The organism is Dermacoccus sp. PE3, assembly GCF_001021715.1.
In the GTDB taxonomy this organism is placed as follows: Bacteria; Actinomycetota; Actinomycetes; order Actinomycetales; family Dermatophilaceae; genus Dermacoccus; species Dermacoccus abyssi.
The window spans coordinates 1-24,723 of record NZ_LDCM01000007.1 but is presented as its reverse complement, the minus strand read 5'-3'; the positions used below and the strand labels follow the sequence as shown (position 1 = coordinate 24,723).

25 protein-coding genes and 1 pseudogene are annotated in these 24,723 nt (G+C 65.4%); 8 read left to right on the top strand and 18 right to left on the bottom strand.

Annotated features, from left to right (window positions below):
* On the bottom strand, window positions 1-465 hold a 465-nt coding region (locus AA983_RS15310), incomplete at its 3' end, for an SDR family NAD(P)-dependent oxidoreductase (protein WP_156170476.1).
* A 177-nt stretch (window positions 466-642) separates the two neighbouring features.
* Between AA983_RS15310 and AA983_RS15575 the strand changes: the two genes are divergently transcribed.
* Window positions 643-861 (top strand): hypothetical protein, encoded by a 219-nt coding sequence (locus AA983_RS15575; protein WP_156170474.1) that lies wholly within the window; start codon window positions 643-645, stop codon window positions 859-861.
* Between the two features lie 433 nt (window positions 862-1,294).
* On the opposite strand, the gene AA983_RS14395 is transcribed toward AA983_RS15575, so the two are convergent.
* The 4 genes from AA983_RS14395 to AA983_RS14380 all read right to left on the bottom strand — a co-directional run bounded on the left by AA983_RS14395 (window position 1,295) and on the right by AA983_RS14380 (window position 3,863).
* Complete coding sequence (locus tag AA983_RS14395) at window positions 1,295-1,621, bottom strand: hypothetical protein (RefSeq protein ID WP_231579628.1); 327 nt, start codon at window positions 1,619-1,621, stop codon at window positions 1,295-1,297.
* A gap of 185 nt (window positions 1,622-1,806) precedes the next feature.
* Window positions 1,807-2,319, bottom strand: a complete 513-nt coding sequence (locus AA983_RS14390; RefSeq protein WP_082128964.1) for a GNAT family N-acetyltransferase — start codon at window positions 2,317-2,319, stop codon at window positions 1,807-1,809.
* 83 nt (window positions 2,320-2,402) lie between these two features.
* Window positions 2,403-3,389, bottom strand: a complete 987-nt coding sequence (locus AA983_RS14385) for an IS481 family transposase (protein ID WP_047313005.1) — start codon at window positions 3,387-3,389, stop codon at window positions 2,403-2,405.
* 78 nt (window positions 3,390-3,467) lie between these two features.
* Window positions 3,468-3,863, bottom strand: coding sequence for a RidA family protein (locus AA983_RS14380; protein ID WP_012832594.1), 396 nt, complete (start codon window positions 3,861-3,863; stop codon window positions 3,468-3,470).
* A gap of 124 nt (window positions 3,864-3,987) precedes the next feature.
* On the opposite strand from AA983_RS14380, the gene AA983_RS14375 reads away from it, so the two are divergent.
* Window positions 3,988-4,953, top strand: coding sequence for a YafY family protein (locus tag AA983_RS14375; RefSeq protein ID WP_047313004.1), 966 nt, complete (start codon window positions 3,988-3,990; stop codon window positions 4,951-4,953).
* Window positions 4,954-5,085: 132 nt separating this feature from the next.
* Here AA983_RS14375 and AA983_RS14370 read toward each other — a convergent pair whose 3' ends face one another.
* Window positions 5,086-5,457, bottom strand: coding sequence for a helix-turn-helix domain-containing protein (locus tag AA983_RS14370; RefSeq protein ID WP_231579627.1), 372 nt, complete (start codon window positions 5,455-5,457; stop codon window positions 5,086-5,088).
* Window positions 5,458-5,548: 91 nt separating this feature from the next.
* On the opposite strand from AA983_RS14370, the gene AA983_RS14365 reads away from it, so the two are divergent.
* Window positions 5,549-5,950, top strand: coding sequence for a nuclear transport factor 2 family protein (locus tag AA983_RS14365; RefSeq protein ID WP_047313002.1), 402 nt, complete (start codon window positions 5,549-5,551; stop codon window positions 5,948-5,950).
* A 15-nt stretch (window positions 5,951-5,965) separates the two neighbouring features.
* On the opposite strand, the pseudogene AA983_RS14360 reads toward AA983_RS14365, so the two are convergent.
* Window positions 5,966-6,322, bottom strand: a pseudogene (locus tag AA983_RS14360) (arsenic resistance protein); the annotation flags it as partial.
* 165 nt (window positions 6,323-6,487) lie between these two features.
* On the opposite strand from AA983_RS14360, the gene AA983_RS14355 reads away from it, so the two are divergent.
* Window positions 6,488-6,955, top strand: coding sequence for a hypothetical protein (locus tag AA983_RS14355; protein ID WP_231579626.1), 468 nt, complete (start codon window positions 6,488-6,490; stop codon window positions 6,953-6,955).
* A gap of 67 nt (window positions 6,956-7,022) precedes the next feature.
* On the top strand, window positions 7,023-8,009 hold the full coding sequence (locus AA983_RS14350) for an IS481 family transposase (RefSeq protein ID WP_047313001.1): 987 nt from the start codon (window positions 7,023-7,025) through the stop codon (window positions 8,007-8,009).
* A 132-nt stretch (window positions 8,010-8,141) separates the two neighbouring features.
* Here the strand turns inward: AA983_RS14350 and AA983_RS14345 are convergent, their stop codons facing one another.
* From AA983_RS14345 to AA983_RS14335, 3 genes are all read right to left on the bottom strand, one after another.
* A complete protein-coding gene (locus tag AA983_RS14345) occupies window positions 8,142-9,455 on the bottom strand; it encodes a nucleotide-binding domain-containing protein (protein WP_047313000.1) in 1,314 nt (437 codons plus the stop codon).
* A 2-nt stretch (window positions 9,456-9,457) separates the two neighbouring features.
* Window positions 9,458-10,054, bottom strand: a complete 597-nt coding sequence (locus AA983_RS14340) for an SLATT domain-containing protein (protein WP_047312999.1) — start codon at window positions 10,052-10,054, stop codon at window positions 9,458-9,460.
* Window positions 10,055-10,231: 177 nt separating this feature from the next.
* Window positions 10,232-10,663 carry a hypothetical protein gene (locus tag AA983_RS14335; protein ID WP_047312998.1) on the bottom strand — a complete coding sequence of 144 codons (432 nt, stop codon included), beginning with the start codon at window positions 10,661-10,663 and terminating at the stop codon, window positions 10,232-10,234.
* Window positions 10,664-10,847: 184 nt separating this feature from the next.
* On the opposite strand from AA983_RS14335, the gene AA983_RS14330 reads away from it, so the two are divergent.
* Window positions 10,848-11,471: a recombinase family protein gene (locus tag AA983_RS14330; RefSeq protein ID WP_047312997.1), complete on the top strand. Its 624-nt coding sequence runs from the start codon at window positions 10,848-10,850 to the stop codon at window positions 11,469-11,471.
* A gap of 983 nt (window positions 11,472-12,454) precedes the next feature.
* A complete protein-coding gene (locus AA983_RS14320; RefSeq protein WP_047312995.1) occupies window positions 12,455-13,027 on the top strand; it encodes a recombinase family protein in 573 nt (190 codons plus the stop codon).
* A gap of 239 nt (window positions 13,028-13,266) precedes the next feature.
* Here the strand turns inward: AA983_RS14320 and AA983_RS15040 are convergent, their stop codons facing one another.
* The 8 genes from AA983_RS15040 to AA983_RS14275 form a co-directional block, all read right to left on the bottom strand.
* Window positions 13,267-14,064 (bottom strand): type I-E CRISPR-associated protein Cas5/CasD, encoded by a 798-nt coding sequence (locus AA983_RS15040; protein WP_052947183.1) that lies wholly within the window; start codon window positions 14,062-14,064, stop codon window positions 13,267-13,269.
* Window positions 14,064-14,492 carry a DNA-binding transcriptional regulator gene (locus AA983_RS14305; RefSeq protein ID WP_047312993.1) on the bottom strand — a complete coding sequence of 143 codons (429 nt, stop codon included), beginning with the start codon at window positions 14,490-14,492 and terminating at the stop codon, window positions 14,064-14,066. The genes AA983_RS15040 and AA983_RS14305 overlap by 1 nt, the downstream gene beginning before the upstream one ends.
* Window positions 14,489-14,698, bottom strand: a complete 210-nt coding sequence (locus tag AA983_RS14300; RefSeq protein WP_047312992.1) for a hypothetical protein — start codon at window positions 14,696-14,698, stop codon at window positions 14,489-14,491. The genes AA983_RS14305 and AA983_RS14300 overlap by 4 nt, the downstream gene beginning before the upstream one ends.
* Window positions 14,699-14,777: 79 nt before the next feature.
* Window positions 14,778-15,218 carry a hypothetical protein gene (locus tag AA983_RS14295; protein WP_047312991.1) on the bottom strand — a complete coding sequence of 147 codons (441 nt, stop codon included), beginning with the start codon at window positions 15,216-15,218 and terminating at the stop codon, window positions 14,778-14,780.
* Window positions 15,215-16,105: a hypothetical protein gene (locus AA983_RS15715; protein ID WP_197079032.1), complete on the bottom strand. Its 891-nt coding sequence runs from the start codon at window positions 16,103-16,105 to the stop codon at window positions 15,215-15,217. Before AA983_RS15715 ends, AA983_RS14295 begins: the two co-directional genes overlap by 4 nt.
* Before the next feature lie 677 nt (window positions 16,106-16,782).
* Window positions 16,783-17,310: a hypothetical protein gene (locus tag AA983_RS15035; RefSeq protein ID WP_052947181.1), complete on the bottom strand. Its 528-nt coding sequence runs from the start codon at window positions 17,308-17,310 to the stop codon at window positions 16,783-16,785.
* A 28-nt stretch (window positions 17,311-17,338) separates the two neighbouring features.
* Window positions 17,339-17,755 (bottom strand): hypothetical protein, encoded by a 417-nt coding sequence (locus AA983_RS14280; protein ID WP_047312989.1) that lies wholly within the window; start codon window positions 17,753-17,755, stop codon window positions 17,339-17,341.
* Between the two features lie 37 nt (window positions 17,756-17,792).
* On the bottom strand, window positions 17,793-18,311 hold the full coding sequence (locus AA983_RS14275; RefSeq protein ID WP_156170470.1) for a hypothetical protein: 519 nt from the start codon (window positions 18,309-18,311) through the stop codon (window positions 17,793-17,795).
* A gap of 522 nt (window positions 18,312-18,833) precedes the next feature.
* On the opposite strand from AA983_RS14275, the gene mobF reads away from it, so the two are divergent.
* Window positions 18,834-24,542 carry a MobF family relaxase gene (gene mobF / locus AA983_RS14270; RefSeq protein ID WP_052947180.1) on the top strand — a complete coding sequence of 1,903 codons (5,709 nt, stop codon included), beginning with the start codon at window positions 18,834-18,836 and terminating at the stop codon, window positions 24,540-24,542.
* Window positions 24,543-24,723 lie beyond the last annotated feature (181 nt).

Here is a 24,723-nt window from a genome sequence, read left to right as displayed (position 1 = left end):
ATCGCTCGTCAGCGCGACGATACGCGCAGAATTGCTGTCCTTGACCTGGGCAGAAAGTGTCTCAGCGAACGCTTTGATCAGAAGCCATGCCGCACGAGCGTTGACGGCGTAGTGGCGATCCCAGCTCTCCACCGTGGTGTCCAAGATCGAGCTATCCACACCTTCAGAGTGAGACAACACCAGGGCCGTGAGAGTGCCGTGCTCGTTGGCGCGTTCGACGAGTTGCTGGGGCACAGCAGGGTCGGCCAGATCGGCAGGCAGCAGGGTGACTGTTGCTCCGCGCGTCCTGCACTCCGCAGCAATGGCTTCAACGTCATCGGGGCTCGGGGGAAGACCAACGCGCTCTTCATAGCCTGGAAGGTGGGCGAGAGCTAGGTCCCACCCGTCGCTGGCAAGGCGAGTCGCTATGGCTGCGCCTAGGCCGGATCGGCGGCCTACCCCCGTGATCAGTGCAGTTGGACGCATACGACAAAACCTCTCTCGTGGGGTCGCCCTGGCGAGGACGCAGCTGCCTGAGCAACATAGGCACCTTGAGCTACACCGTCAACGGCGGTTGCTGGACCCCTTGGCGCTCGAGCGCTAGCTGGGGCGCAGGCAGCGCAAGCCAGATAGTGGCGGGTTTGCGGTACTACGCTGGGCATCATGGCCAACCGCGTCGTTCTGCGATCTTTGTCGGTACTCCTGCTCATGGTTCCGTTGGTGTGGTTCGGCGGTCGGCACTCGCTCATGCCGCAAGAGTGGATCGCTGGACCGCGAGGGTGGTTCTGCTGGGGCCTAGCGTGGCTCGCCTTCATCGGCGGCGCGTGGGTCTGGGCATTGTCGAGCGGACCGAACGCCGATGAGAACCTGGAAGTGGGGTGATCTTGATGAAGAGTGGCCGTGGCCAGATAGGGGCGACTGCCGTGGGTAGCTTCATTGGGGCTCTGATCTGGCGATTCGTGGCGACAGCTGCCGGCTGGCGGGACTATGGATTGGTCGAATCGCTTGCCTTCGCAGCGTTCTTTGCAGGAGTGATGGCCCTGATTCAGGCGTACAGGGTGCGCCGTAAGCGGCAGGCTTCAACGTCGCCCTCGAACTCATAGTTAGAGCGCGGGGGCAGCCGTCCCCGTCACTTCTGGGGCCACTCACCCTCGTGGCCTGACGTGAAGCTGCTGAAGGTGTGGCTCCGCGCGGTGCAGAAACGGTCGTTTCTGCACCACCGCTGTGAGTGTTAACGGTAGTTGGCGCTGTTCTGGTAGCAGAGCACGGCGGGGGCGTTTCCCGGCGGGTGTCGCCGAAGTGACCCGTTTGCGCGCTACACCACTGGGGTCTCGGCCTGGACGCGCTCCTGAAGGCGTCGGACGCCTTCACGAATCATCGCGCCGTATCCGTGCTCGGGTAGTAGCGCGACAGCCTGCTGCGCGCGGGCGACCTGGTCTTCGGCGTCTTGGACGCGCCCAGCGCGTAAGTAGTCGTCACCGAGGTTGAGGTGCAGGCTTGGGGCGAACCCTGCCGTCGAGGGAACCCCGATGGCCGCGAGGTCATCGTCATGGAGGTGTGCGAACTCTGACAGCGCTTGTTCGTCCCAGCGGGTCTCGCTCGCGAGGGCCTCCTGCTGGTCGGCGAGGTAGTGCGCCAGCACGCAGCGCTGGGCGTGGTCTTGTTCAGATGCCGCGCCCCAGCATTTTTCAAGCGCGGTTCTAGCGTCGGGGCTTCGGCCGTTGACCGCTTGTCCGACTGCTTCGAGGATGGGTTCCCAGCTCATGCTCCCTACGCTAGAGCGTGTTTCCTAGATGGGCACGCACCTATTTCCGGCAGTTCAGTGCGTCATGCCACGTGGCCATGGCTGCTGTAGACCACGCTCGGCGCCCCACTGGGTTCACGCGTGCTCTTCCACACCGTCATGCCGATTCGTTCAGCCACGCGCCGGGAAGCCATGTTGTCGGGGTTGATGATCGCGGTGATCATCTTTGCGTCGAGGGTCTCGAACCCGTATCGCAGGCAGGCGGAGGCCGCCTCGGTTGCCAGTCCTTGTCCCTGGCGTTCAAGCAGGACGTGGTAGCCGACCTCGAGGACCTCTTGGCCGTCGACGTTTTGCCAGGTCAGGCCGCAGTCACCGATGAAGTCGCCGGTGGTCCGGTGTTCGATAACCCACAGGCCGAACCCATGCTTGGCGTAGTTGTCCTTCGACCAGTTGATCCACCCCTGCACCTCGTTGCGCGACTTGGCTCGCGGGTAGTAGCGCATGACCTCCGCGTCTCCGAGGAGCCTGCACATGTCGTCGAGGTCGGCGTCGGTCATGCACTGGAACATAAGTCGATCTGTGGTTTGCGGGATCACCCGACGAACCTACCAACGAGACCGAACCGGCGGGACTGCTGCACGATCTGGTGACAGTTTGACGTGACCCCCACCGGACCTGGCTAGTTGTACTGACCGGGGACGTTGGTCAACCGTGAGAAGGGCGGCTGGTTGCCGCAGGCCGTGTGCGGACGGTGCTGGTTGTACTGGTGAATCCAATCGGCGAGGGCATCGCGTCGTTCCTGCTCGCTGCGGTAACGGCGAGCGTAGGCCCACCCGTCAGCCATGGTGCGGTGGAAGCGCTCAACCTTGCCGTTGGTCTGAGGACGGTACGGGCGCGTCCGCTTCGGCGTGATCGACAAGGTCTCGCAGGTACTGCGCCACAGATGCGAGCGGTACGCGCCGCCGTTGTCCGATAGCACGCGCTCGACGGTGACGCCGCGATTGGCGAACCAGTCGACTGCCCGGTGCAGGACGGCGACGGCGGTGATGGCAGTTTCGTCGTCGTGGACCTCGGTGTACGCGACGCGGGAGTGGTCGTCGATGACGGTGTGCACGAACGCGTACCCCAGCTTGGGGTTGTGCCACTTACTGCGGGGCTTGTCCGGGGTGGCGGAGCGGTTCTTTTCGCCTTGGCGGCGGCCGACATAACGCCAGCCGCCTCCGTCGGGGATGTTCCCGAGCTTCTTCACATCGGCGTGCACGAGCGACCCGGGGTAGTCATGCTCGTAACGGCGGACAACTTCGCCTGTGGCGCGGTCTACGTATGCGAGCCGGTTCAGCCGGGCGGTCGTGAGGATTCGATGCACGGTGGACGGCGCGATGCCGAGCCTGCTCGCAAGTTGGACCGGCCCTTCGCGAAGTCGCAGGCGCAGGCTCACGCACCGCTTCGTCGTCGCCTTGCGCGTCTTGTGCGGCGAGGTCTTCGGCCGCGAGGACCGGTCGTGCATCGATTCGCCATTTGCGTAGCGATCTACCCACCGCTTCACTGTCGGCCAGGACACCTGGAAGCGAGCGGCGACCTCGCTGATCGGCCAGCCGTCATCTACGACCAGGCTAGCGACTTTGAAACGGTGGCGGGGAGTCAGAGCGGCATTTGCGTGGGACATGAGACTCCTTAGGACTCTCGGACGGTCAGCAGGGTTGCCCTGCTGACCGTCCGAGTTGTGATTCAAAAGGGGGAAACGTTATGCGACAGCGGTTCCTTCGAGCTCAACCATCTGGCCGGGGATCGCCAGGCGGGTGACGCCGAGCATCGTGGTAGTCGGGGCGACTCCTGCCGCCCCGAGCTTCCCGGCGAGCACGCCGTAATGCGGGAACATCGCGTCCACGTCGGTGGTGTAGACGTTGAGGCGGACCAGGTTCTCCATAGACATACCGGCCTCGGCGAGCACGGCCTCGAGGTTCGCCACGGCCAACGCGAGCTGGGCCTCGACGTCCCCGTCATGCTCTGGCCGACCATCCTTGCTCATCGCTGTCTGTCCCGAGATGTACAGCGTCCTTGTCTCCCCTGAGATGACTTCGCCCTGGTTGAAGCCCATCTCCTGCGACCAAGTCACCGGATTTACTGCCGTGCGTTCCATCGCTGCTCCGTTCATTCGTTCCGCAGCGCCCGGCCGCCCTATGGCCGCCGTCCTCGACGCTGCGCTACTAGCCTCCCCACGAATCACGACACCTTATGTCGTGTATTCCGGAAATAATGGGTGCATGCGAGCAGACCGACTGGTCTCGCTGGTGCTCCTGCTGCGCCAGCGAGGCCGAGTAACCGCCGACCAGCTGGCCAGTGCGCTCGAAGTGTCCACGCGCACCGTTCTGCGCGACATCGACGCCCTCTCGACTGCGGGCGTCCCCGTTTACGCCGACCGCGGTCGACACGGCGGCTATTCACTCCTTCCCGGCTTCCGCACCGAACTGACCGGGCTGAACCATGACGAGGCACTCGCGCTGCTCACCGCCGGATCATCCCGCGGCGAGAAGGTCTTCGGCCTCAGCGCACCGCTGGCCTCGGCGATGCGAAAGGTCGTCGACGCGCTGCCCGAGGGGCACCAGGTGAGTCTTGGCGATGCGGCCAAACGGTTCCTCGTGGAGCCGGAGACCGACCTTCTCTCTCGCCGTGCCCCCACCGAAGACCTGGCCGACGGCGTCATGAGCGAGGTTCGAGCCGCGGTGCTCACCGGCCGCCGGCTGCGATTCAACTACGCGGCACCTGGCAAAGCAGCGAGTCGGCGAACCGTCGATCCGATTGGACTGGTCACCGTCCGCGGGCGCACCTACCTGCTGGCGACGAGGTCTGGAGACGATCGGACATACCGTCTGTCTCGGATGCTCAGCGCCGAAGCGCTCCCCGAACCAGCGCAACGCCCCGCGCAGGTCGACCTCGACCGCATCTGGGCCGAGCGCACCGCACAGTTCCTCTCCGAGAACCACATCCCCGTCGTCGTCCGCATCAAGACCTCACGTCGTGAGGAACTGCTGGAGAATGCCAGTGCTGTCCGTGCCGAGGAACCGGAGCCGGATGATTGGATCCGCCTCGACGTGACCTTCGAAGACCTGCGCCACGCGGTGTGGGCAGTGTGGCGGCTTGATACGGACGCCGAAGTACTAGCGCCAGAATCCGTCCGCGATGCGATGTACGTGCGTGCCGAAGCATTGACGGCACGTTATCGATCCTGACGATCCGTACCGACTAACGTGTCCGGTCAGTACAGTTAGCGGTCGGCATGGTTCAGTGCCGACCCCTGGACACTTGTTGCGCCGGCCGCTAACCGAACGCTCGGGCTACTGCCAGCAGTACCGGCAGCGCACCTATGCGCCGGCCTGGGTGTCGTACACGGCCCGCGCACGTTCCACTTCCTCGACGTGGGCCTCAGCCCACTGCCCGAGCGCGGTCAGCGGCTCGCGCAGAGTACGCCCGAGCGGAGTCAGCTCGTACTCCACTCGGGGCGGCATCTCGTCGTAGGAGGTGCGGGTGAGGAGGCCGTCCCGTTCCAGTTCACGCAGCGTGTCGGCCAGGACTTTGCCGCTGATCCCGTCGACCGCCTGCCGCACCTGTCCGAACCGCAGCGGCCCACCGCTGAGTGCGATCACGATCATCGCGGTCCACTTGTTCGCGATCCTCGCCAACGATGTGCGAGACGGGCACGTCGCCACCATGACGCTCCACACCGGCTGCGACACGTCACTACCCACTCTCTACAGTTACGTTGAGGTAACAGGTTACTAAGTGTAACCATAGATGGGTTAGAACCCCACACACGAGGAGAACACCATGAGTGAGCAGACTCCGGCGGCCGTGGCCGCCTCCTACTTCGAGGCCCTGGGCCGCGGCGATGTCCCGGCGGCGATGGGCCTGTTGAGCCCGCAGGTGGTCTGGCACCAGCCGGGTGCGAATCGCTTCAGCGGGAACCATGCCGGTGTCGACGGCGTGGGTGCGCTGCTGGGCGGGATGATGGAGGTCAGCGAGGGTAGCTTCCAGCTCGCGGTGACCGGCCCGGCGATGGTCAACGGCGAGTTGGTTGCCGTCCCGGTCCGCTTCACGGGGAACCGTGCGGGCGCGTCGATGGATCAGGCGGGTGTGGACCTGCTCACAGTCCAGGACGGGAAGATCGTCGAGGTCCACCTGTTCTCCTCCGACGGCCCCGCCGAAGACACCTTCTGGGGGCATGCCTGAGCGGCCCTCGGTCGCTCAGGCCACCCCCACGGGTGAGGACTCGGCGTCATGAGACGGATTGCCTGGGGCTAGGCGGGGGACCGTGCGAACGAGGATAACCATCGCAACAAGCTCAACGAGGGTCTGGGTGACCACGGCAAGCGGCGCGATCGCCAACGACGCCGGAAGCGCCAAGGCCAGCGGCAAGACCACGAGGGAGTTGCGGGTCGCGACGGAGAACATCACCGCCCTGGTCGCCGGCACATCCAACCGGCCCACTCGGCCGACCAACTTGCCGAGGAACACTGCGATCACGACGAACACCACGTACAGCGGAAGCACCCGCAGCAGGGTGGTGGCCTGAGCACCAACGGCGTCGACCTGGGAGCCGATCCCCTCGCGGATTACGCCGCGGCCACCCATGCGATGGTGGAGGCGGTCACCGCCAACCGGATCGGTCGCGTTGTGTTCCAGAGCAGTGTGGGTGCCGAGAAGCGCCATGGAGTCGGGGAAATCGACGGCCTCGCCGCTACCGAGGTCGCCCTGGACGGCCTCGACGTGGACGTCACCCACCTGCGCTGCGGGTACTTCTTCACCAACCTGCTTCTGGACGCCGAGGCCGTGCGGCAAGGAAGCGTCCAGACGGTTCTGCCCCCAGATCACGCCTTCAGTTGGGTTGCTCCCCGCGACATCGCTGAGGTCGCCACCCTCAGGCTGCTGAACAGCGCGTGGTCCGGACACCGGATCCAGGCGGTGCATGGTCCGCAGGACCTGTCCTGGCAGCAGGTGGCCGAGATCTTGAGTGTCCAGGTCGGCCACCCGGTGCGGGTCGAGCAGGTCAGCGACGAGGCCATGCGCGAGCAGTACCTGACCGCAGGGATGCCTCCTGCGATGGCCGATGCCGTTCTGGGAATGAGCACAGGGCTGCGCGATGACTTCGAACCTCAACAGCCACGATCCCTGGCCACGACGACGCCCACCACCCTGACCAGCTGGATCCACGACGAACTGCTCCCCGAGCTCTGACCGAACAGAACATCTCCCGACGGGCGGCCTTCTTGCGGAGGCCGCCCGTCTCTCATGAGGAGTGCCCATGTCCCACCCCAACGCAGCCCTGACTCCGCGCCACCGCCTGATCGTCGGCCGCCTCGTCGTAGACGAGGGATGGACGGTCAGCGAGGTCGCCGCCCGGTTCCAGGTCTCCTGGCCAACCGTGAAACGCTGGGCAGACCGCTACCGCGCCGGCCTGCCCATGCAGGACCGCAGCTCCCGCCCCCACCGGTCGCCAAACAAGACGAGTAGGAAGATCACCAGGCGCTGCATCACTCTGAGACTGCGCCTGAGGGAGGGGCCGGTGCAGTTGGCCTGCCGGCTGGGAATCGCTCCCTCGACCGTCCACCGCATCCTGCGCAACGCCCGCCTGAACCGGCTCTCGCATGTCGACCGGGCGACCGGAGAGCCGATTCGGCGCTACGAGCACGACCACCCAGGCGCGATGCTTCATGTCGATGTGAAGAAGCTCGGAAACATCCCCGACGGCGGAGGCTGGCGCTATGTTGGCCGCCAGCAGGGCCAGAAGAACCGCGCCTCGACACCGGGCAAGCCCAGGAACAGGTACAGCGACCCGTTGATGGGCAAGGCCTACGTCCACACCGTCATTGACGATCACACCCGCGTGGCCTATGCCGAGATCCACGATGATGAGACCGCTCCGACCGCCACCGCTGTGCTGGTCCGAGCCGTTGAGTGGTTCAACCAGCGGGGCGTCACCGTCGAACGAGTCCTGTCAGACAACGGCGGTGCCTACCGATCACATCTGTGGCGCGAGACCTGCGCCGAACTCGGCATCACGCACAAGCGCACTCGGCCGTATCGTCCGCAGACCAACGGGAAGGTCGAGCGCTTCCACCGGACCATGGCCGACGGCTGGGCCTACGCCCGCTGCTACACCTCCGAGACAGAGCGCCGCGACGCCCTCCAGGCGTGGCTACATCACTACAACCAGCACCGGCCTCACACGGCGTGCGGGAACCAGCCGCCGTTCTCACGATTGATCAACGTCTCCGGTCAGTACAGCTAGAGTCCGCATGCGGAGAAAGTTTCTTAGCTGCACGAGTTGGGGTGCGATCGACTCGCGATCTGGGCCGTCACGAGCCCCGCCGCACCGCGATGGCGGGGCGGATGGTGCACAACTCGGTGGAAACGGTAGACGTCAATACTGAGACTCCGGCTTCGCTGCCGTATTGCTGATCGGAACCTCGATCCGGTCACGAGCGACCACGACACCGTCTTTGACGATGTAGCACTCAACGACGTGCTCGCCCTTGAAGTCCGAGTGCTCGATGCGAACCCCCGGCTTGCTCGAATCGACGATCTGCCCGCGGATCATGTTGCGCGCCTCGGCTTGGGGGCCTGTGTTGAGCACTTTCCACTTCAGCTCGTACGGAGGCGGGACCGAGCAGCTCAAAACGGCGAACCGCAGGCTCCTGTCCGCCTTGAGCGGGAACCCATTGCGACGCATCGTCCGGAGCGACATCGGACGGAACCCGTTCTGGATGACCTCGCAGTCGATCGATACGGACGCCGTGACGTCGACTGGGAAGCGGTCCTCAATGAACTCCTCTGTATCCGTAAACGACTTGGACGACTCTTTCGTGGTCGTCGCGAGGGGCACTGACGTCCCGAAGACCTCGCGCCACTTCCTGTTGGCAGACGGTTTGCCTTCGAGATCGATTGCCTCGAGGCAGCGGTTGTAAGCCTTCTTGGCCTTGGACTGGAACTTGGCCTTGACGTGGACACGCTGTCGACTTCCCAGCGCCAAGTAGTAGTCCTGCTCCGGCTCGTCCTGGAGAAACTCAAAGAAGTCGCGGGCCATGCGGTCGAATGAGCCCGTGCTGGCCGCGTCGTAGTCTGAGGTCTGGTCGAAGAAGTTGTGGACGAGGGTGTCGATGAGTAGTCCGTTCATGTTCACGCCGTTCTCGTTCTTCCAGGACCGCACCATCCGGGCGAGGTGCCGCGTGTTCGTCGAGGTGCGATCGTTGCATTCCCTGATCGCATGGATCTCCTCTCGCGGTTTGGTGACCTTCCAGTCCTTGGCCTTGGTGTCCGGGTAGGCGAAGCTGCCGTCGGCGTTCTCGAACGCAGGCTGGACCTCGAACTTGAAGGCATTCGTCGCGAACTGCACCCGCACAACGCACTGATCGACGCGGATTTCCGTGTTCGGGTACGTCACCTTGAGGTCGTCGCGGACGCGGTCGAGCATCCGCCGCGGGCCCGTCTCGTCGGCGTAGCCCGACCGGATACCCGCCGGGAGGATGAAGATCATATCGAGGTCGGACACGCCCTTGATGGCGGTGTGCCGGCCGAACGAGCCGATCATGAGCTTGTAGTCGGTGCAGCTGTCCTTAGAGCGGAAGTCCTTGTTCAGCCTCTTGACGATCTCGTCCCGGCGGGTGGCGACCAGGGCGGCCGTCTCACCCACCTTGAGGTTGGCCAGCAGCGCATCGAAGATCTCGGAGGTCTTCATAGTCATCCTTCGCTTCCTCCAAGGCGAAGCGCTTCGGGAAGCAGAAGATCTATCTCACGGGAGGTGAACTCCATCTCCTCTTTCTTTTTCAGCGCTTTCTGAGCCCGCTTGTACGCCTTGGAGCTGGTTCGTGGGGCTTCGACGTAGCAGTCTCGCGTGGCCTGCTGGAGCTCGTCGCGGCGCTGGCGGGCCGTAGCGTTGGAGATGGTGCCGGACATCAGATCGGCGATGAGCGAGATGTAGGACTCTCGGACGTCCCAGAGCCGGGACGCGATACCGCGATGGGCATTGGACTCATCCTCGAACTTGAACGTTTTCGCACCTAGGCTGATCCAGCTGACCAGGAGAGCGATGGATGACGTCACTAGACCCGTCAGTGCCGCGCTGCCGGACAGCCCGACAACAGCCGCCAGGAACGTGCCGGAACTGATCGCGGTGAGAGCGATGAGAGCCCCTTGCTGACAGCGGTGCTTGGTGAAACAGATGTCAGCCTGCTTCTCATGGGTCTTATGGCTGTACGCCACGCGCCCGAACGCTTCGCGTACCTGGGCAAGTAGGTGCGGATCCCACTCGGGGGACGCAGCGCTTTGACTGGTCAATTCACTCCTACTCGGGTGAAGACTCTCGAACTGCCGCCAAGAGTCGGGTACACCCTCTGAGTATGGCGGCAACCACCGACATTCGGTTCGACTAAGCCGCATCTGCGCAGCCCGCGAGAGTGGCAGGGTCTGCTGCACGGATAGGCAATGTCAGAACCTGGCGAAGGCTCGGGCCGGTCACTCCCGGACGTCAGGTAGCTCGTCCCCCACGGCGCGTGTCCGTGTTCGTTCGCGGTTAGAGACGACCACAACCCCCTCGGTTTTGAGGTCGACGACGAGCATCCCATCCTGGTGTTGCGCGACCCATCGGCGTGCGACTGTGGTGTCGATGCCTACATCACGCACAAAGTCACTTGCTGGCACCACTACGGGGCCGCTACCCCGCGCCGGGTTCAACAGCCGCACCATATGCCCGTGAACATCGTCAGCACGAGCTGGCTTCACCGCGATCAAGTTCTCTTCAACGTCACGTAGTAACAGCACATGATCCGGTTCCCCCAGTACGAGGTACCCGGCACGGTTGATACTGATTGCACCGCGTTTCTGCACCGTCACTACCGGCACATGCCGGCGCGCCAACGTCTTGCTCTCATACACCTCGAACGCCATCAGACACCATCCTTACCGCAGCCCTGCGCACTCGTGCCTACAACGCTATCAACCATCACCGGATGGTGTCGGTGTCCATGGGGGTTGGGGTACACCCTATTTGCACAGTTGCTCCTCTATGTGGCTCGCGTGCAAATAGGGTCCTCGGTGGCCTTAATGCTCATGTTGCGCGTAGGGTCTAGACATGCCGGGTCAAATCGTGGGGTATGCGCGCGTCTCGTCGACGTCGCAGAATCTAGCCAGGCAACTAGAGGCACTCGGGGCGGTCGACGAGCTGTTCACCGATCACCAATCCGGCAAGAGCCGAGCCGATCGCGCCGGCCTGGCGGATGCGTTGCGCTACGTGCGTCGCGGTGACACGTTGCGCGTCGCGTCGATGGATCGACTCGCGCGATCACTCATCGACCTCGAGCAGATCGTCTCCGACCTCACCGCACGCAAAGTGAGCGTCGAGTTCGTCAAAGAACGCCTCACCTTCTCACCCGACGCTGCGGCCGACCCGTTCGCGACGTTCCAACGCCAACTCATCGGCGCCGTCGCCGAACTCGAGCGCTCCCTCATCCGCGAACGCCAACGCGAAGGAATCGACCTGGCCAAAGCGCGCGGCGTGTACAAGGGCCGCGCCCGCCGCCTCACCGACGAACAGATCGCCCACGTGCGCGAGGCAGCGGCAAACGGCGCCAACAAGGCCAAGCTTGCGGGCGAACTCGGCGTCTCACGTCGCCTCATCTACGACGTCATCGCCGGCAACGGTGCTTACGGTGACTTCAACACTGCCTCGGAGGTATCAGAACCCTCTGACACGTGACAGTTTCGGCACCCTTAGCGATGAGCTCAGGCGTTGCCGTCAGTTGGGACATCCCCCAGCGGCATCAAAAACGACCGATTTTGGAAGAAGCGAGACGCGTACGATGCAAGTCGAGCCAGCGAAGGTTCCGCCGCGCAGGATGGTCTGCTGATGCGCGTCGATCGTGCGAACGCTTCCGGTTCGCGCCGCCGTGCACGTCCAGAGCCGATTGGTCGATGTCGCTCGTCTGCTCGTCGGAAGAAGAGTTCGACCATCCGTCTTGAGCAGTCGCGGCGCGCGGAGCCCGAGGGTCTTTCCGGGTCGGAGGCGACACTCGCGTCCTGGAGTGTTTTCTTGTGCTACTCGCTCGCCGCCTTTATGGCCGCCGGGTTTGTGACGCTGGTTGTCGTCCGCTTGGACGGGTCTGATGGGGGGGCTTACGGGCCGTAACGCCAGCTTCATCATCTTGATACCACTCTCAGTCTTGAGTGCATGGTGCGCCAGTGTTGCAGCGAACGTCTCCAGATCGACGGTTCGTTGCACGCTCACTTCGGACCAGGTGAAGCTGTGGCGGGAGGCGATCCGTTTCCCGCTCGCCATGGGCACGGTGTGGGGAGCTTTCCTCCTGCTCGTCATAGGGGTCAATTCGCTGCACATGAAGGACACTGGCGAGGTTGCGATTGCAGTAGCGACACTCCTCTCTCTGGGGTCGCTAGTCCAAGCGGCAACCGGACTGCAGACGACCCTCAGTTTGCGTGCCTCCTGTGAGGATGAGGTCGATTTCTGTGGATGGATCCGCACCAGCCCCGGGTGGGCGGCTTGCCTGGGTGTCGTCGTCATAGTCATGCTTCTCCTGGGCTGGTCAGCGGGGGCGCAGGCAGAGCCTTCGTCGCCCGAGATCTGGAAGTGTCAAGTGGACCCTGTGACATCAGCACCTCCGCTAAACCCCTTGACGAAGGGGGCAAGCGCACTGTGCTCCCCAGGGTCTAGCGAGTGAGTGCCCTATGAGGATCGGTTACATGCGCCGTTCGACTCGCGAGCAGCCGACGACGCTCGCTACGCAGCGCGAGGCGTTGGAGGCTGACGGGTGTGTGCGGATCTTCGAGGACACGATTTCGGGTGCGAAATCGAAGCGTCCGGGGTTGGACGCGGCCCTTGACTACGTACGTCCCGGCGATCGTCTGGTTGTGACGCGTTTGGACCGTCTCGGGCGGACGCGCGTGGACACGCTCAACACGATGGATGCCCTGCGGTTGCGCGGGATCGTCGTCGAGTGTCATCACCCGCGCCTTGACACGTCGGACCCTGCGGGACGTCTCGTCATGGCGGTTCTGGCTGACCTGGCGGAGTGGGAGCGCGATGTGCTCATCGAGCGCACTCGAGAAGGGTTGGCGCAGGCGCGGAAGCAAGGCAAGACGGGCGGCCGGCCACCCAAGCTCGATGCCCAGCAGCGCGCCAACGTCGTGACGATGCGCGAGGCTGGCATTACGCGGAAGGAGGTCGCTAAGACCTTCGGCGTGAGTCCCGCCACCATTCGTCGGATCGAGCAGGCGTGGGCCGACGCGAACATGGGGTGATTCCAGTGGAATCACCCCATGCCATAGGGGGAACCCCCGTGCGCGCTAACGACGGGGGTGTTCTGCTGCGAACGCGGCGGCTGCTAGAGCCCGGCTGAGGCTGTGCGCTTCGACGGGGGAGAGCGTGATTCCTAGCGTGAGGTCACCCGCTGCGTCACGGTGCACCAGGTCGACGGTGACCTCGTCCACTTCCACAGTGAGTTGTGACCCGTCGACGAACGTCATCAGGGGTTTCATCGTCACTCCTCCACCTCTTTGCCGCTTCCCCTAGGGGCGATTGCCTCCGCGGCGAGGAGCCAGTCGATCGGGTCGAGGCCAGGGTTGCCGTCCGGGTTGAGCACCTCGACGGGCGGGTGCTCTTTCCGCACAGCGTCGGTCGTCGCCCTGTATGCGGGCAGGCCTGCCCGCGTCACCCGAGGGTGGCGGGCTTCGTACAGGCGCAGGGTGACCTTGCGGCCAAGGGTGGGCCGAGCCCACTGGGGTGCGAGCCATAGCCACTCGCGCATGACCTCGTCGAGGTCGCGGGCCGTGCCGGTCTCGAAGTGCATTCGCACGGGGAGGACGAGCGGATACTCGCGCCGCCCTAGGGAGAGTTGAAAGACGGGGCGCGCGAGAGCCTCCCAGGCGGACTCCAGCAGGGTGCGGTCGCCACTCACGCCGACAAGGTAGGCCGCATCGTCGACAACGACCTCACTCATGGGACGCATGACCGGCCTGCCCGTCGTGGTGTGACCGCGTGATGTGACGAAATCGGATCGCAGGTGGCCCTCGAGGTCGACGCGCACCAGGTAGCGCAGGGACTCCAGATCCTCGAGGTCGGCTTCGGGGCGATGGCCGAGATGGGTGACCGGATCGCGTCGACGGCCAAGCGCCGCGCCAAGCAGGCCGACGAGGTTCGACTTGCGGGGGGTCACGTCATCGAGGGCGGGGAGGTGTCGAGCGTGGTGGCCGCCAGGGCTGTAGGCGTGGCGGGCGCTGTTCCACGCCTGCGTCGGCGCTCCTGCGAGGCGCAACAGCATCAGGGCTTGCTCGCTCATCAGTCCTCCACTCGCTCGGCAGTGGGCGCCCATACGAGACGCACGCCAGGCAGTTCAAGGGTGACACGGCCCATCGCTGCTCGGTGCCACGAGGCGCACCATTCGCTGTCCGGGTGGTGCGCCTCGAAGGTCGCATCGTCCGCGAACGTGAGCAGTTGCCAACCGCCGATGCTTGCGTCGGGACCCTCTTCTAGGAGCTGCTCCACGACAGCCGCGACGAACGCTTCGGTCGCGTCGAGCAGTCCGAGCATGTCGAGGGCGACTCCGTTGCTGATGGGGCTGGTGCCCGCCTCCCAGCGGCGTACCGTGCGTAGGGCGACGGCGAGGCGCTGGGCGAGCCATTCGCCGCTGACGTTCAATCGTTCACGGGAGACGCGGAACTCCGCAGCCGTCATGACTGCGGAGTTCCCCAGGGTGTTGCGACTCATGCCGTGGCCTTCTCCACGACGCTCCAGAACTCGTCGACGCTCAGCGCCGACGAGGTGTAGTTCGTCCCGGCGAGACGCCACGTTGAAAGCGGTGCGGCGTTGAGGACGGCTTCCTCGATCGCGTCCAGCTCCATGGCGGTGAAGTGCTCACCGCACGTCGGTTCGATGACGTGCGTGCGGATGTCGCTAGCGGTGACAGTGCTCATCGGAATTCCCCATCAGGGTCTGGTCTAGGCCTCCTGCCCTGACCGATACCTACAGAATAATGTCACCATTGGTGACATATCAAGAGGTTGGGTGCGGCAATTTCCGCCACGGTGGCAGCGAGGCGAGGAGTTCCTCGAGGGGGGCGAGATCTCCAGACCATCTCACTGACACGACCTGGTTATCGTCCAGTCGCTCACGCAGTGCTCGCAGGGCTCGTCCACGCTCGAATGTGCCGTCTGAGTCGCACTTCTCCATGACGACGAATGTCACTTCACCTGGGAACGGTTCGTGCCTCTCCAGGCGCTCGTGCAGATCAGGGATGGAGTCTGCGACGTGGTCCCCGATGCGGACGAAGGCGTGTCGAGGCAGGAGCCAGGTGTCCTCGTCGGCGGGGTCCATGAGCCATTCCCGTTTGTCGCTCCAGGCGTAGTAGGCGTCGACGTCTCTCAACGTGACGATGAGGTGTTCGAGAGGGAAGCACGGCTGGACCGCTCCAGGGAGCGTGGCGTACTTGGTCATCGGGTCTTCCCTTCGCTCGAGCGGGGCAGGCTGTAGAGCGTTGAGGAGGAGCCGACCGAGGCGGTGACCAGGACGTGCTCGGGGGTTCCGCCGCTGACGAGGGCGGTGTTGACCTTGGTCGGGGGCTGCGCAGCGGGCAAGAGCTGACCGTTCTTGGTGCAGGTGAGGATGGTGCCGCCGTCGTCGCCCCAAGCGTGGGTGTCACTGATGCCTACAGTCGACCACTTGCTTGCGATGGTGCGGATCGTCCCGTTGGACAGATTGACGACGCGGTTGGCGACGATGGCCCAGCTACGGTCGGGGGAGACCCCCGTGACCGGTAAGAAGCCCTGCCAGCCGGATTGCGCCTTTGTGGTCCATTTCGGTTTCAGGTCGGTGAGGTTGTAGGCGCGTAGCGTGAGCTTGCGGTTCTTGTTCCATCCGGTGATGAGCAGGTCCTTGGTCGCGAGGATGACCGCGCCAGCGGAGTGATCCTTGGGGCCGCTGAGCTTGGTCGGCTTACCCGTGGCCTTCCCGGCGGTGAGTTTCCAGACCTGGCCTTTCGCGTCGGCCGCGAGGAGTTCTTTGCCGAGGACGCCGAGTGGGGCGCTGTCCTTGGGCAGCGTGAAGGACTGGAATGCGCCGTCGATGAGGGCCCTGTGCTGTCGCTGCTCGTCGTGGTTGGTCCACACGCCGAACGCGCTCGTCGTGACGTTGTTGGTGTCGCTTGGGAGCGCGATCTTGGACCGCAGCTTGCCGCTCGAGGCGTCCCAGGTGAGCACGTCGTCTTGTGTCGCGACGACGACGCGCGCCTCGCCCGAGAGCGTGACGAGGGTAGGGCCGGTGGTGACGGTCACCCCGGCATCGAGCGGCGCGTTCCACACGGGTTTGCCGTTCGCCGCCCGCACGGCGCTCAAACGAAGCGTCCCCGTGCCTGAGGGCTGTGTGAGCGCAATGACGAGGCCCTCATGCATGGCGAGGCTGGGGCGCGGATCTGCGATGTCCTCCAACGCCCAAGCAGCGTCGGTCGACCAACCGCCTGGCGCGTCCTGACCGTCAGGGAGGGCAGGTATCTGCTTCCGCGTTGTGGGTGTGGGGGGCCCGCTCGCGGATGACGAGGGCGCTGATCTTTTCGTGAGTGCCGATGTGCCGATGCCACCGAGCGCCAGCACTCCGATTCCACCCGCCCCGAGAAGAACCTGGCGGCGGCTGACGCCAGCACGATCTGGCGGGTCGTAGCCGAGCAGCGGTCCACCGCGCGTCGGCGTGGGTTGGGCGCGTGCCGTGCCCGGTGCGGGTGAGTCCATTGGACTCACCCGCGTCACGGACGCTGTCTCCTGCTGTCGTTGCGCGTCCTCGAGGGGGAGGAGGTGTCCGTCGACGACGGCCATCCGCCACGCGCCCTGAGGTGTTTCCGCCAGCACGGGCACGAGCCGATCGTGGGGGTGCTCGCGGCGTGCCGCGGCGATGACGGCTCGGCTCGCAGCGCTGTGCGGATCGCTGCCCTCCGGGACGGGCACGGCGACCCCGTTGATCATCGCTCCGTCAGCGTCGACGCGCAGGTGATATTGCACGATGCTCTCTCTCAGAAAAGGTCGAGTTGGTTGGTGTCGAGGACGCCACGGCCCGCGCTCAGCACGCTCTGGAGGTCCTCGCCGTTCTGCAGCGCCGCTCGGATGGCTCTTGCGCGTCCGCCTGGGCCTCGCGTGTCACGAAGTGGTGAACCTGGACTCCATCGGCGTCGGTGCCATTGCTCGAGGTTCTCACCCCACGTCGAGGGGATGAGGTGCGCTGGGTTCTGGCACGACGGTTCGTCACACGCGTGAGCGAGAACGGGCACGGCATCGAGCGTCTCCATGCCGTGCGCAAGCGCGAATCCGAACCGGTGCGCGATCACGCACACGTCAACCGGTCCGCGACGAGTGCGCACATTGCCGACCCAGAACCGGCCATGCCCCTTGGGGTGGAGGCTGCCAATGTAGGGCCAGCACGTGTACCCGGGCACCTGCGGCTTCGCCACCTTCGCCCAGTACCGCTGCTGCACGCGCTCGTCGCGCACCGCCGAGGTGATGAGTCGGTGCGCGGCCGGGCTCAGCGAGGCGGGCCCACTCACTCGAGCGCACCTAACGCCAGAGTCGGCATCACGAGTCTTCAGGGGTCGTTTGTGCTTCGCCACCCGACGATGCGACCCCCTCGGATTCGACCGAGGTATCCGTTTCGGTCGACACGGTTTCGTCGCCGGTTTCTGCGTCTGCTTGAACCAGCTGCTTGTTCTGCTTACGCAGAGCGCGCACTTCCGAGGCTTCGATGCCGAGCATCCGGCTCGTCTCGTCGACACTCACCGCCTCGTCAGCCAGTGCGCCGACCGCCCGCGCCTGCTGCTCGCGAGCTTCTTCGAGCTGGTGCTGGATGGAGTCGATGGTGTCGCCGGCTTTGAACCACGCTTCCGCGTGCTGCGCAATGCGCGCGTCGCGTTCTGCGCGTTCGGCGGCCAGCGCAGCCACTGCTTCGCGGGCGCGGTTGCGTGCTGTGACGGGTCCGACGTTCTTGCGAGCCATGGGTGGATCCTTTCGTTCGCAGGGGGTGGTCTGTCAGTCAGATGCGTTGCTGCGTCGGGTCGGTGCCGGGCTGCGGATGATCGGGCCGCCTGTTCATGCCGTACGAGGGGTGGCCCACACCAAGGGAATCGAGACTGTTGGCCGCGTGTTCGACGCTCTTGGCCTGCAGTCGCGCCTGAGCTTGACTCAAGTCCACGATCTGCCCACTGTTGCCGCGACGCACGAGAGGTGAGTCTGCGTCACGCTGCGCGTCAGGAAGCACCTCGGGTGGCGGGTTTGGACCGAGGCTGATGACCTCGCTGCGTTCGTCGGGTTCGAGGTCACTGAGACGGGCTGTGGTTCGATCACCTGGCGGCGCCCACACGGCTTCTTGCGTTGCGCGGGAGGTGATCTCCTGCGCAAGCGCTTCCGCGCTTCGGGGATCGATGTCGAGCCAGAACCCGAGTGTGTCCGGGTCGCTGGCGAGTTCAGCCCGAGACCCGTACTCATCGATGCCGGCAAACCGTGGAGAGGCATCGTCCGGACCACTCACTGTCACTTCGAGATCACGCGCCACGCGAGGACTGTCCACGTCCACTGCGCGCTCACGGCGCGCAAGCGGAGAGTCGTCCGTGACGTCCTGGCTCAGACTCCGCCTCAGCTGTTCACGCGTCGAGCGGTACCTGCCAGTGTCATAACCCGCATTCACTTCACTCATCAGAACACCCACCTACGTCTTGAATCGAGGTGTGTGCCGACGTTTCCCACCTCCAAGTGTGCCACACGTCCCATCGATGCAAATCGAACGAGTCATCTCGGAGAATTGTTCGATCTGCGGCAAGTCTCGATCGAGCCGAAAACACCAGACCAAAACCGACTTGGAAGGACGCACCTCTTGCACTCTCGGTGCTGCGGTCATTCGCTGAGCATTGCCTGAATGTTTCCTGAGCACATGGCGCCGCGGGTGCTGGGTGTGCTTTCCTTGATACGTCGAAGGGAGTCCCATGCCGCGTCTCGTCATCACCGTTGACGGCGATGCCACGCGTGCGAAATGGACTGAAACCCCCTGCACTTCGGCCCAATCGGGGCGGGTGACGACATGGGTGTGACGCTGATGAAGCTGTCTGCCGGCAGCGGTTATACCTACCTCACCAAGCAGGTAGCGCGCGGCGATGTCGACAAGACCAACGGCCAGGCCCTCGCCGACTACTACAGCGAAAAGGGAGAGCGTCCCGGGCAATGGATGGGTCGCGGTCTCGATGGTCTCGGTGAAGCGAACGGCCTGCAGGTCGGCGACACAGTGACTGAACAGCACATGAAGAACCTGTTCGGTCAGGGTGTTCACCCGAACGCGGATCGCATCATGGAGGACGTCGCCCGCACGAGCACGAACGCTGCCGCCATCGAGAAGGCGGGTCGGTTGGGCAACCCCTTCAAGGACGCGACGAAGGCCGCGAGTCCGTACACGATCCAGCTGACTCGGGCGTACAACACGTGGCTGGCAGCGAACGGCAAAACTCGGGACGACGAGGTCCCCGAGGAGACGAAGGCCGAGCTACAAACCGAGGTCGCGGGTCGTGTCTTCGCGGAAACGCACGGTCGAGCGGCGCGAGATGCGCGCGAGATCTCGTCGTTCATCACCGCCCAGACACGTCAGGAAAAGGCGAGCGTGGCGGGTTATGACCTGACCTTCTCCGCCCCCAAGTCGTTCACGATCCTGTGGGCGGCAGCGACGCCCGAGCAACGCGCTGACCTCGAAGCAGTCCACGACGCAGCGGTGCGCGAGTCCATCGCGTGGCTCGAGGACAACGCCACGTTCACGCGCACCGGCAAGGCCGGTGTGCGCCAGGTCAGCACACGCGGCTTGATGGCTACCGCCTTCACCCACCGCGATAGCCGCGACGGCGACCCGCACCTTCACACCCACGTCGCGATCAGTTCCAAGGTGCAGCTGGCCCCCGGAGAAAGCGGAGGGCAGGGCGATCCCGACCGGTGGCTGGCCCTTGACGGGCAGACGATCTACAAGACCACGGTCAGCGTTTCAGAGCGGTACAACCGGCTGCTGGAGGCGAAGTCACGAGCCCTGGGGCTCGCGTTTGAAGCCCGCGCGGGAAGCGGTGAAGAGGGCAAGCAGGTTGTGCGCGAAGTCGCCGGAATCAGCCCTGAACTCATCGAGTCCATGAGTTCACGGCGGGCCGAGATTCGCGCCAAGATCAACCGTCTCGCCACGGAGTTTCAAACCAAACACGGGCGTCCCCCGACCGTGAAAGAGACCTACAAACTCAGCCGGTGGGCGCACGAGCACACGCGCAAGGAGAAGGCAGAGCCCCGCTCTCTCAACGACCAACTCGCTACCTGGACGCCCCGCATCGACGCCGCGCTGGCCGACGAAGCATCCCCAGTCCCCGGAGGTGCATCCGGGCTGTTCGCGCACGCCCAGCGTGCCAGCGCGCGGGCGCGTGAGCGTCAGAACGCCGCCCCGAAACCCACCTCCCCCGAGGCCGTGAGTGACCTCGCAGGGCAGATGGTCGCGCGCATCACGAGCAAGCGTGCGATGTTCGACCTCGGCCATGTGCGTGCCGAAGCCGAACGCACCGTGCGCCCGTTCGGACTGAGTGAGTCGAGCGAGAACACCCTTATCGAGGGGCTTATCGCTGCAGTTCAAGACCCCACACACAGCACGCGCATCGACGCGAAAGACCCCGTCCTCGAGCCCGACGATCTACGGCGTGCGGACGGCACGAGCGTGTACCGGCGAGCCTTCAGCCAGAAGTTCACGACGACCGCGATCCTTGAAGCTGAGGCCGCGCTGCTGCAGGCGGCTCAGACCGAAGGGGGCCGCACGCTGGAGGCGGCGAACGTCGACTTGGCGCTGCTCGAGCAGACCGCGAACGGCGTGACCTTGAACGATGGTCAGGCCCAACTCGTTCGCGAAATGACCACTAGCGGACGCATGGTGCAACTGGCGTTGGCACCAGCGGGCACGGGCAAGACGACCGCCATGAGCGTGCTCACGAAGGCGTGGACCGACTCCGGGGGTACCGTCATCGGCCTCGCTCCCAGCGCGGCGGCGGCGAAGGTTCTGGGCTCCAGCATCGAGACCAGCGCCGACACCCTCGACAAGCTTGTGTGGCACATCCGTGGTGGGGCGGGCGAAGCGCCGGCGTGGATGGACACCATCGACGAGAACACTATGGTCATCATCGACGAGGCCGGCATGGCGGGCACCGAGAACCTCGCGACCGCCATCCAGTTCCTCAACGCTCGCGGTGCTCAGGTGCGCCTGATCGGTGACGACCAGCAGCTCGCCTCCCCCGCAGCAGGTGGCGCGCTGCGCAACATCAAGACCGATGTCGGTGCCCTCACCCTCAGCGAAGTCGTCCGATTCACGACCCCAGGCGAGGCCGAAGCGTCCCTCGCGGTGCGTGCCGGAAAGACCGAAGCGCTTGGCTTCTACCTCGACGCCGACCGGGTGTGGGTGGGCAACGAAGCGGGCCTCGCGGATGCCGTGTTCGAGCAATGGCAGGAAGCGACGCGCCTGGGTCGCGAGACGCTGATGATGGCTCACGTCAACGAGGTTGTCACCGACCTCAACGCGCGGGCCCGTCACGCCCGCCTGGCCATCTCAGACGCCCCGGTAGGCCCCTCGGTCGCGCTGCGTTCCGGACTCGAAGCCAGCACCGGCGACACGATCGTGACGCGCAAGAACAACCGCCGCCTCATGCTGTCGGCCACCGACTTCGTGAAGAACGGAGACCGCTGGACGATCACCGACGTGCGCGTCGACGGGTCACTGCGCGTCGAACACAACACCCTGCACCGCTCGGTGACACTGCCTGCCGACTACGTGCGTGAGCAGGTCGACCTGGGCTACGCCTCGACGTTCCATGGCGCGCAAGGACAGACCGTCGACGAGGGCCTGGCCCTGCTCAACGGGTCCGAGGATCGCCAGCTGTTCTACGTCGGAACCACGCGCGGACGCCACGCCAACCACATCTTCATGCCGACCGGTGGCGACGGCGACGAGCACAACGAGATCGCGCCCGAGGTCCTCGTGCCGCCCACCACGGTCGAATCCCTCGAAGCAATCATCACCCGCGATGGCTCGGTCATCTCGGCGACCACGACTCTGCGCGACGAGCATGACCCCCGCACGCTGCTCGCCAAGTCGCTGCCGCGATACGAGGATGCACTGGCTCACGCGGCCGCGAACATCCTGGGTAGCGACGCGATGGACGCACTCGCCCGAGAGGCCGAGGACATCGTGCCCGGGGTGACCTCCGCGCCCGCCTGGGACACCCTGCACTCACACCTGGCCTTCCTCGCCCTCGATGACGTCGACCCCCTCGCGGCGCTGCGAGACGCGGCCGATGAGCGCGCACTCGACGGCTCGCGCGACATCGCCGCGGTCCTCGACTGGCGCCTGGACGCGACGGGGAGTCACTCCGCGCGCTCCGGGCCACTGCCGTGGGTTCCCGGTATCCCTGAGAGCGTCTCGACGGACGCGACGTACGGCGCGTGGGTGCGTGAGCGCTACGAGTTGGTGCAGACCGACGCTGCCGCGCTCCGCGACGACGTGCGTGCTCTGCAACATGAGGCCGCGCCCGAATGGGCGCGGGCCTTCCTCGACACCCCCGAGCTGCACGCCGACCTGGCGGTGTGGCGAGCCGCGACCAACACCGACGATGACGACCCTGCCATCGTCGGGCGTACCCGCTTGAGCGTGCGCCAACGCACCTACCAGGACGTTCTACGCGACCGCGCAGAACGGCACGCGCCGACCGTCGCGAACGCCGGCGCAGTCTTCGCGCCCGCGATCGAAGCCGTCGAACCACGCGTTCTGACCGACCCGTGGTGGCCGACCCTCGCCGCGCGTCTCGACGCCGCACACACGGCAGGCCGTGACGTGGCCACGATCTTGGATGACGTCCTCGGCGGAGACAACAAGCCTCTGCCCGACGAGCACACCGCGGCCGCGCTGTGGTCGCGCGTTCTGCCCCACCTGGGAGCCACCGCCGCCGCCGACGCGACCGGTGCGGCCACCGGACGTCTGCGCCCCGCATGGACGAGCGCTCTCGAGGACGCCCTCGGCGCCGAACTGGCCGGGTGGGTCATCAGCGACCCCGCCTGGCCGACCCTCGTGGCCACCGTCACCGAGCGCTTCACCACCAGCGGTCACCCCGCCGAAGAGATCATCGCCAACGCCGTCGACCGGATCGGCGCGCACTCCCTGCCCGTGCCCGGCGCCGATCACGAAGACGGCCGCTTGGGCGTGCACGAACTCGCGTCGGTCCTGCTGTGGCGTCTGGCCGACACGAGCATCACCGCTGAGCCCGAGCCTGAGCGCATCGGTGAAGGCGATCTGCACGACCCAGACATCGACGCGTACCTCACCCGTCTCGCCGCCGAACACGACAGCGCCCGCCACACCGCGAACCGGGTGCCCGAGCAGGCTCGCGCCGAGGCTCGCGTCGCCTCACGCGAGGACGCTCGACGCGACGAGAACGAGTGGGCACCGAGCTTCACCACCTCGAGTGAGCGCGTCATCGAGCTGACGACCGCCGCACACGAGTTCTACCGCGCTCACTACACCGATTCCCCCGCCGCCGCGTACATCGCGCGCCGCTTCGGTAGCGATCTGAGCGAGACCCCGTTCAAGCTCGGCCACGCCCCCATGAGCGCGGACAAGCCGTGGAATGCGAGAGATCTCGTCACCCACCTGCGCGAGACCAAGCACGCGACCGACACCGAACTGGTTGAAGCGGGTCTGGCGAAGTGGAACAAGGGAGGTCAGGACGTCTACGACTTGTTCCGCAACCGCGTCATGATCCCCGTGCGAGGTAAGGACGGGCGACCCATCGGTTTCCACGCCCGCGCCCTCGACGACTCACCCGCGAAGTACCTCAACTCCCCCGAAACCCCTGCGTTCACCAAGGGCGCGACCATGATCGGGATGTACGAAGGCTTCCAGCACGCCCGCGCTCAGGGAGCCGCGACCCAACCGGCCACCGTGCGCGTCGAAGGCCCCCTCGACGCCATCGCCATCACCCTCGCGGGTGACGGCGTGATGATGGGTGCCAGCACGGGCGGAACGGCGTTCACCGACACTCACGCCGACATGCTCGCCACCCTCGCGCGCGATGGGAAGGTCTACCTCGCGCTCGACAACGACAACGCCGGCCGCGCGGCCACCCGCGATGCGTTCTGGAAGCTCACCTCGCGGGGCGTCGACGCACGCTCCATCCCCATCCCCGGCGCGAAGGACCCCGGAGAGTTGTACGAGAACGACCCGACCATGCTCAGGATGGTCCTCACCAGCCCGAACCTGCACCCCTCGACCGCCGTCGACGTCGCCCACCACATCGCCCGCACCTACGAGGCAGGCACTGACACGGCGACGATCGAGAACACGGTTCTGGCCGCCCGCCAGGCCGCGCAGGCTGTCGCCGTGCTGCCCGTCGAGCAGTGGGACGAAGTCATCACGCAAGCCGCGCCCAGCTTCACTCGCGACGGTGAGGACACCGCGCACGCAGCCAACATGCTGTGGGCCGAAACCCTCGCCGCCGGCATTGACTGGCCCACCGACGCCGACCCCGAGACACTCACCCCGCAGCAGGCCCAGGCGAGCGAAGCCAAGCTCGAACAGATCGAGCAGCGCCTCACCCGCTCGGCGGGCATCGACCAGGCCCGCGCGAACATGGACCAGCTCCGCGACAACCTCCGCCGTCTCCAGACCGAACGCGACCGCCCCCGAGATCAGGATGTGCGAACCGGCAACGAACCGAGCCAGGGTGGAGTTCAGCGCTGAGGCGACCCCGGGATCTGAGCGGGAGGCCCATCGTCCTCCGGATCGTCTGATTCAGCCTGTGAAGCCTCGTAACCAGCCGTGAACAGATGGAGGGGGTGATTCCAGTGGAATCACCCCCTCCATCTGTGTCAGGCGCGACGTCTACATTGCTGAGGGTGCCTTGGGTTGGCCGTTGATGAGG

What these genes read in the sequence shown, in the direction of transcription:
- AA983_RS15575 (WP_156170474.1), top strand. Translation starts at nt 643, where the DNA reads ATGGCCAACCGCGTCGTTCTGCGATCTTTGTCGGTACTCCTGCTCATG.
- AA983_RS14385 (WP_047313005.1), bottom strand. Translation starts at nt 3,389, where the DNA reads ATGTCCCACGCAAATGCCGCTCTGACTCCCCGCCACCGTTTCAAAGTC.
- AA983_RS14380 (WP_012832594.1), bottom strand. Translation starts at nt 3,863, where the DNA reads ATGGAACGCACGGCAGTAAATCCGGTGACTTGGTCGCAGGAGATGGGC.
- AA983_RS14375 (WP_047313004.1), top strand. Translation starts at nt 3,988, where the DNA reads ATGCGAGCAGACCGACTGGTCTCGCTGGTGCTCCTGCTGCGCCAGCGA.
- AA983_RS14365 (WP_047313002.1), top strand. Translation starts at nt 5,549, where the DNA reads ATGAGTGAGCAGACTCCGGCGGCCGTGGCCGCCTCCTACTTCGAGGCC.
- AA983_RS14350 (WP_047313001.1), top strand. Translation starts at nt 7,023, where the DNA reads ATGTCCCACCCCAACGCAGCCCTGACTCCGCGCCACCGCCTGATCGTC.
- AA983_RS14345 (WP_047313000.1), bottom strand. Translation starts at nt 9,455, where the DNA reads ATGAAGACCTCCGAGATCTTCGATGCGCTGCTGGCCAACCTCAAGGTG.
- AA983_RS14335 (WP_047312998.1), bottom strand. Translation starts at nt 10,663, where the DNA reads ATGGCGTTCGAGGTGTATGAGAGCAAGACGTTGGCGCGCCGGCATGTG.
- AA983_RS14330 (WP_047312997.1), top strand. Translation starts at nt 10,848, where the DNA reads ATGCCGGGTCAAATCGTGGGGTATGCGCGCGTCTCGTCGACGTCGCAG.
- AA983_RS14320 (WP_047312995.1), top strand. Translation starts at nt 12,455, where the DNA reads ATGAGGATCGGTTACATGCGCCGTTCGACTCGCGAGCAGCCGACGACG.
- AA983_RS15040 (WP_052947183.1), bottom strand. Translation starts at nt 14,064, where the DNA reads ATGAGCGAGCAAGCCCTGATGCTGTTGCGCCTCGCAGGAGCGCCGACG.
- AA983_RS14305 (WP_047312993.1), bottom strand. Translation starts at nt 14,492, where the DNA reads ATGAGTCGCAACACCCTGGGGAACTCCGCAGTCATGACGGCTGCGGAG.
- AA983_RS14300 (WP_047312992.1), bottom strand. Translation starts at nt 14,698, where the DNA reads ATGAGCACTGTCACCGCTAGCGACATCCGCACGCACGTCATCGAACCG.
- AA983_RS14295 (WP_047312991.1), bottom strand. Translation starts at nt 15,218, where the DNA reads ATGACCAAGTACGCCACGCTCCCTGGAGCGGTCCAGCCGTGCTTCCCT.
- AA983_RS14280 (WP_047312989.1), bottom strand. Translation starts at nt 17,755, where the DNA reads ATGGCTCGCAAGAACGTCGGACCCGTCACAGCACGCAACCGCGCCCGC.
- mobF (WP_052947180.1), top strand. Translation starts at nt 18,834, where the DNA reads ATGGGTGTGACGCTGATGAAGCTGTCTGCCGGCAGCGGTTATACCTAC.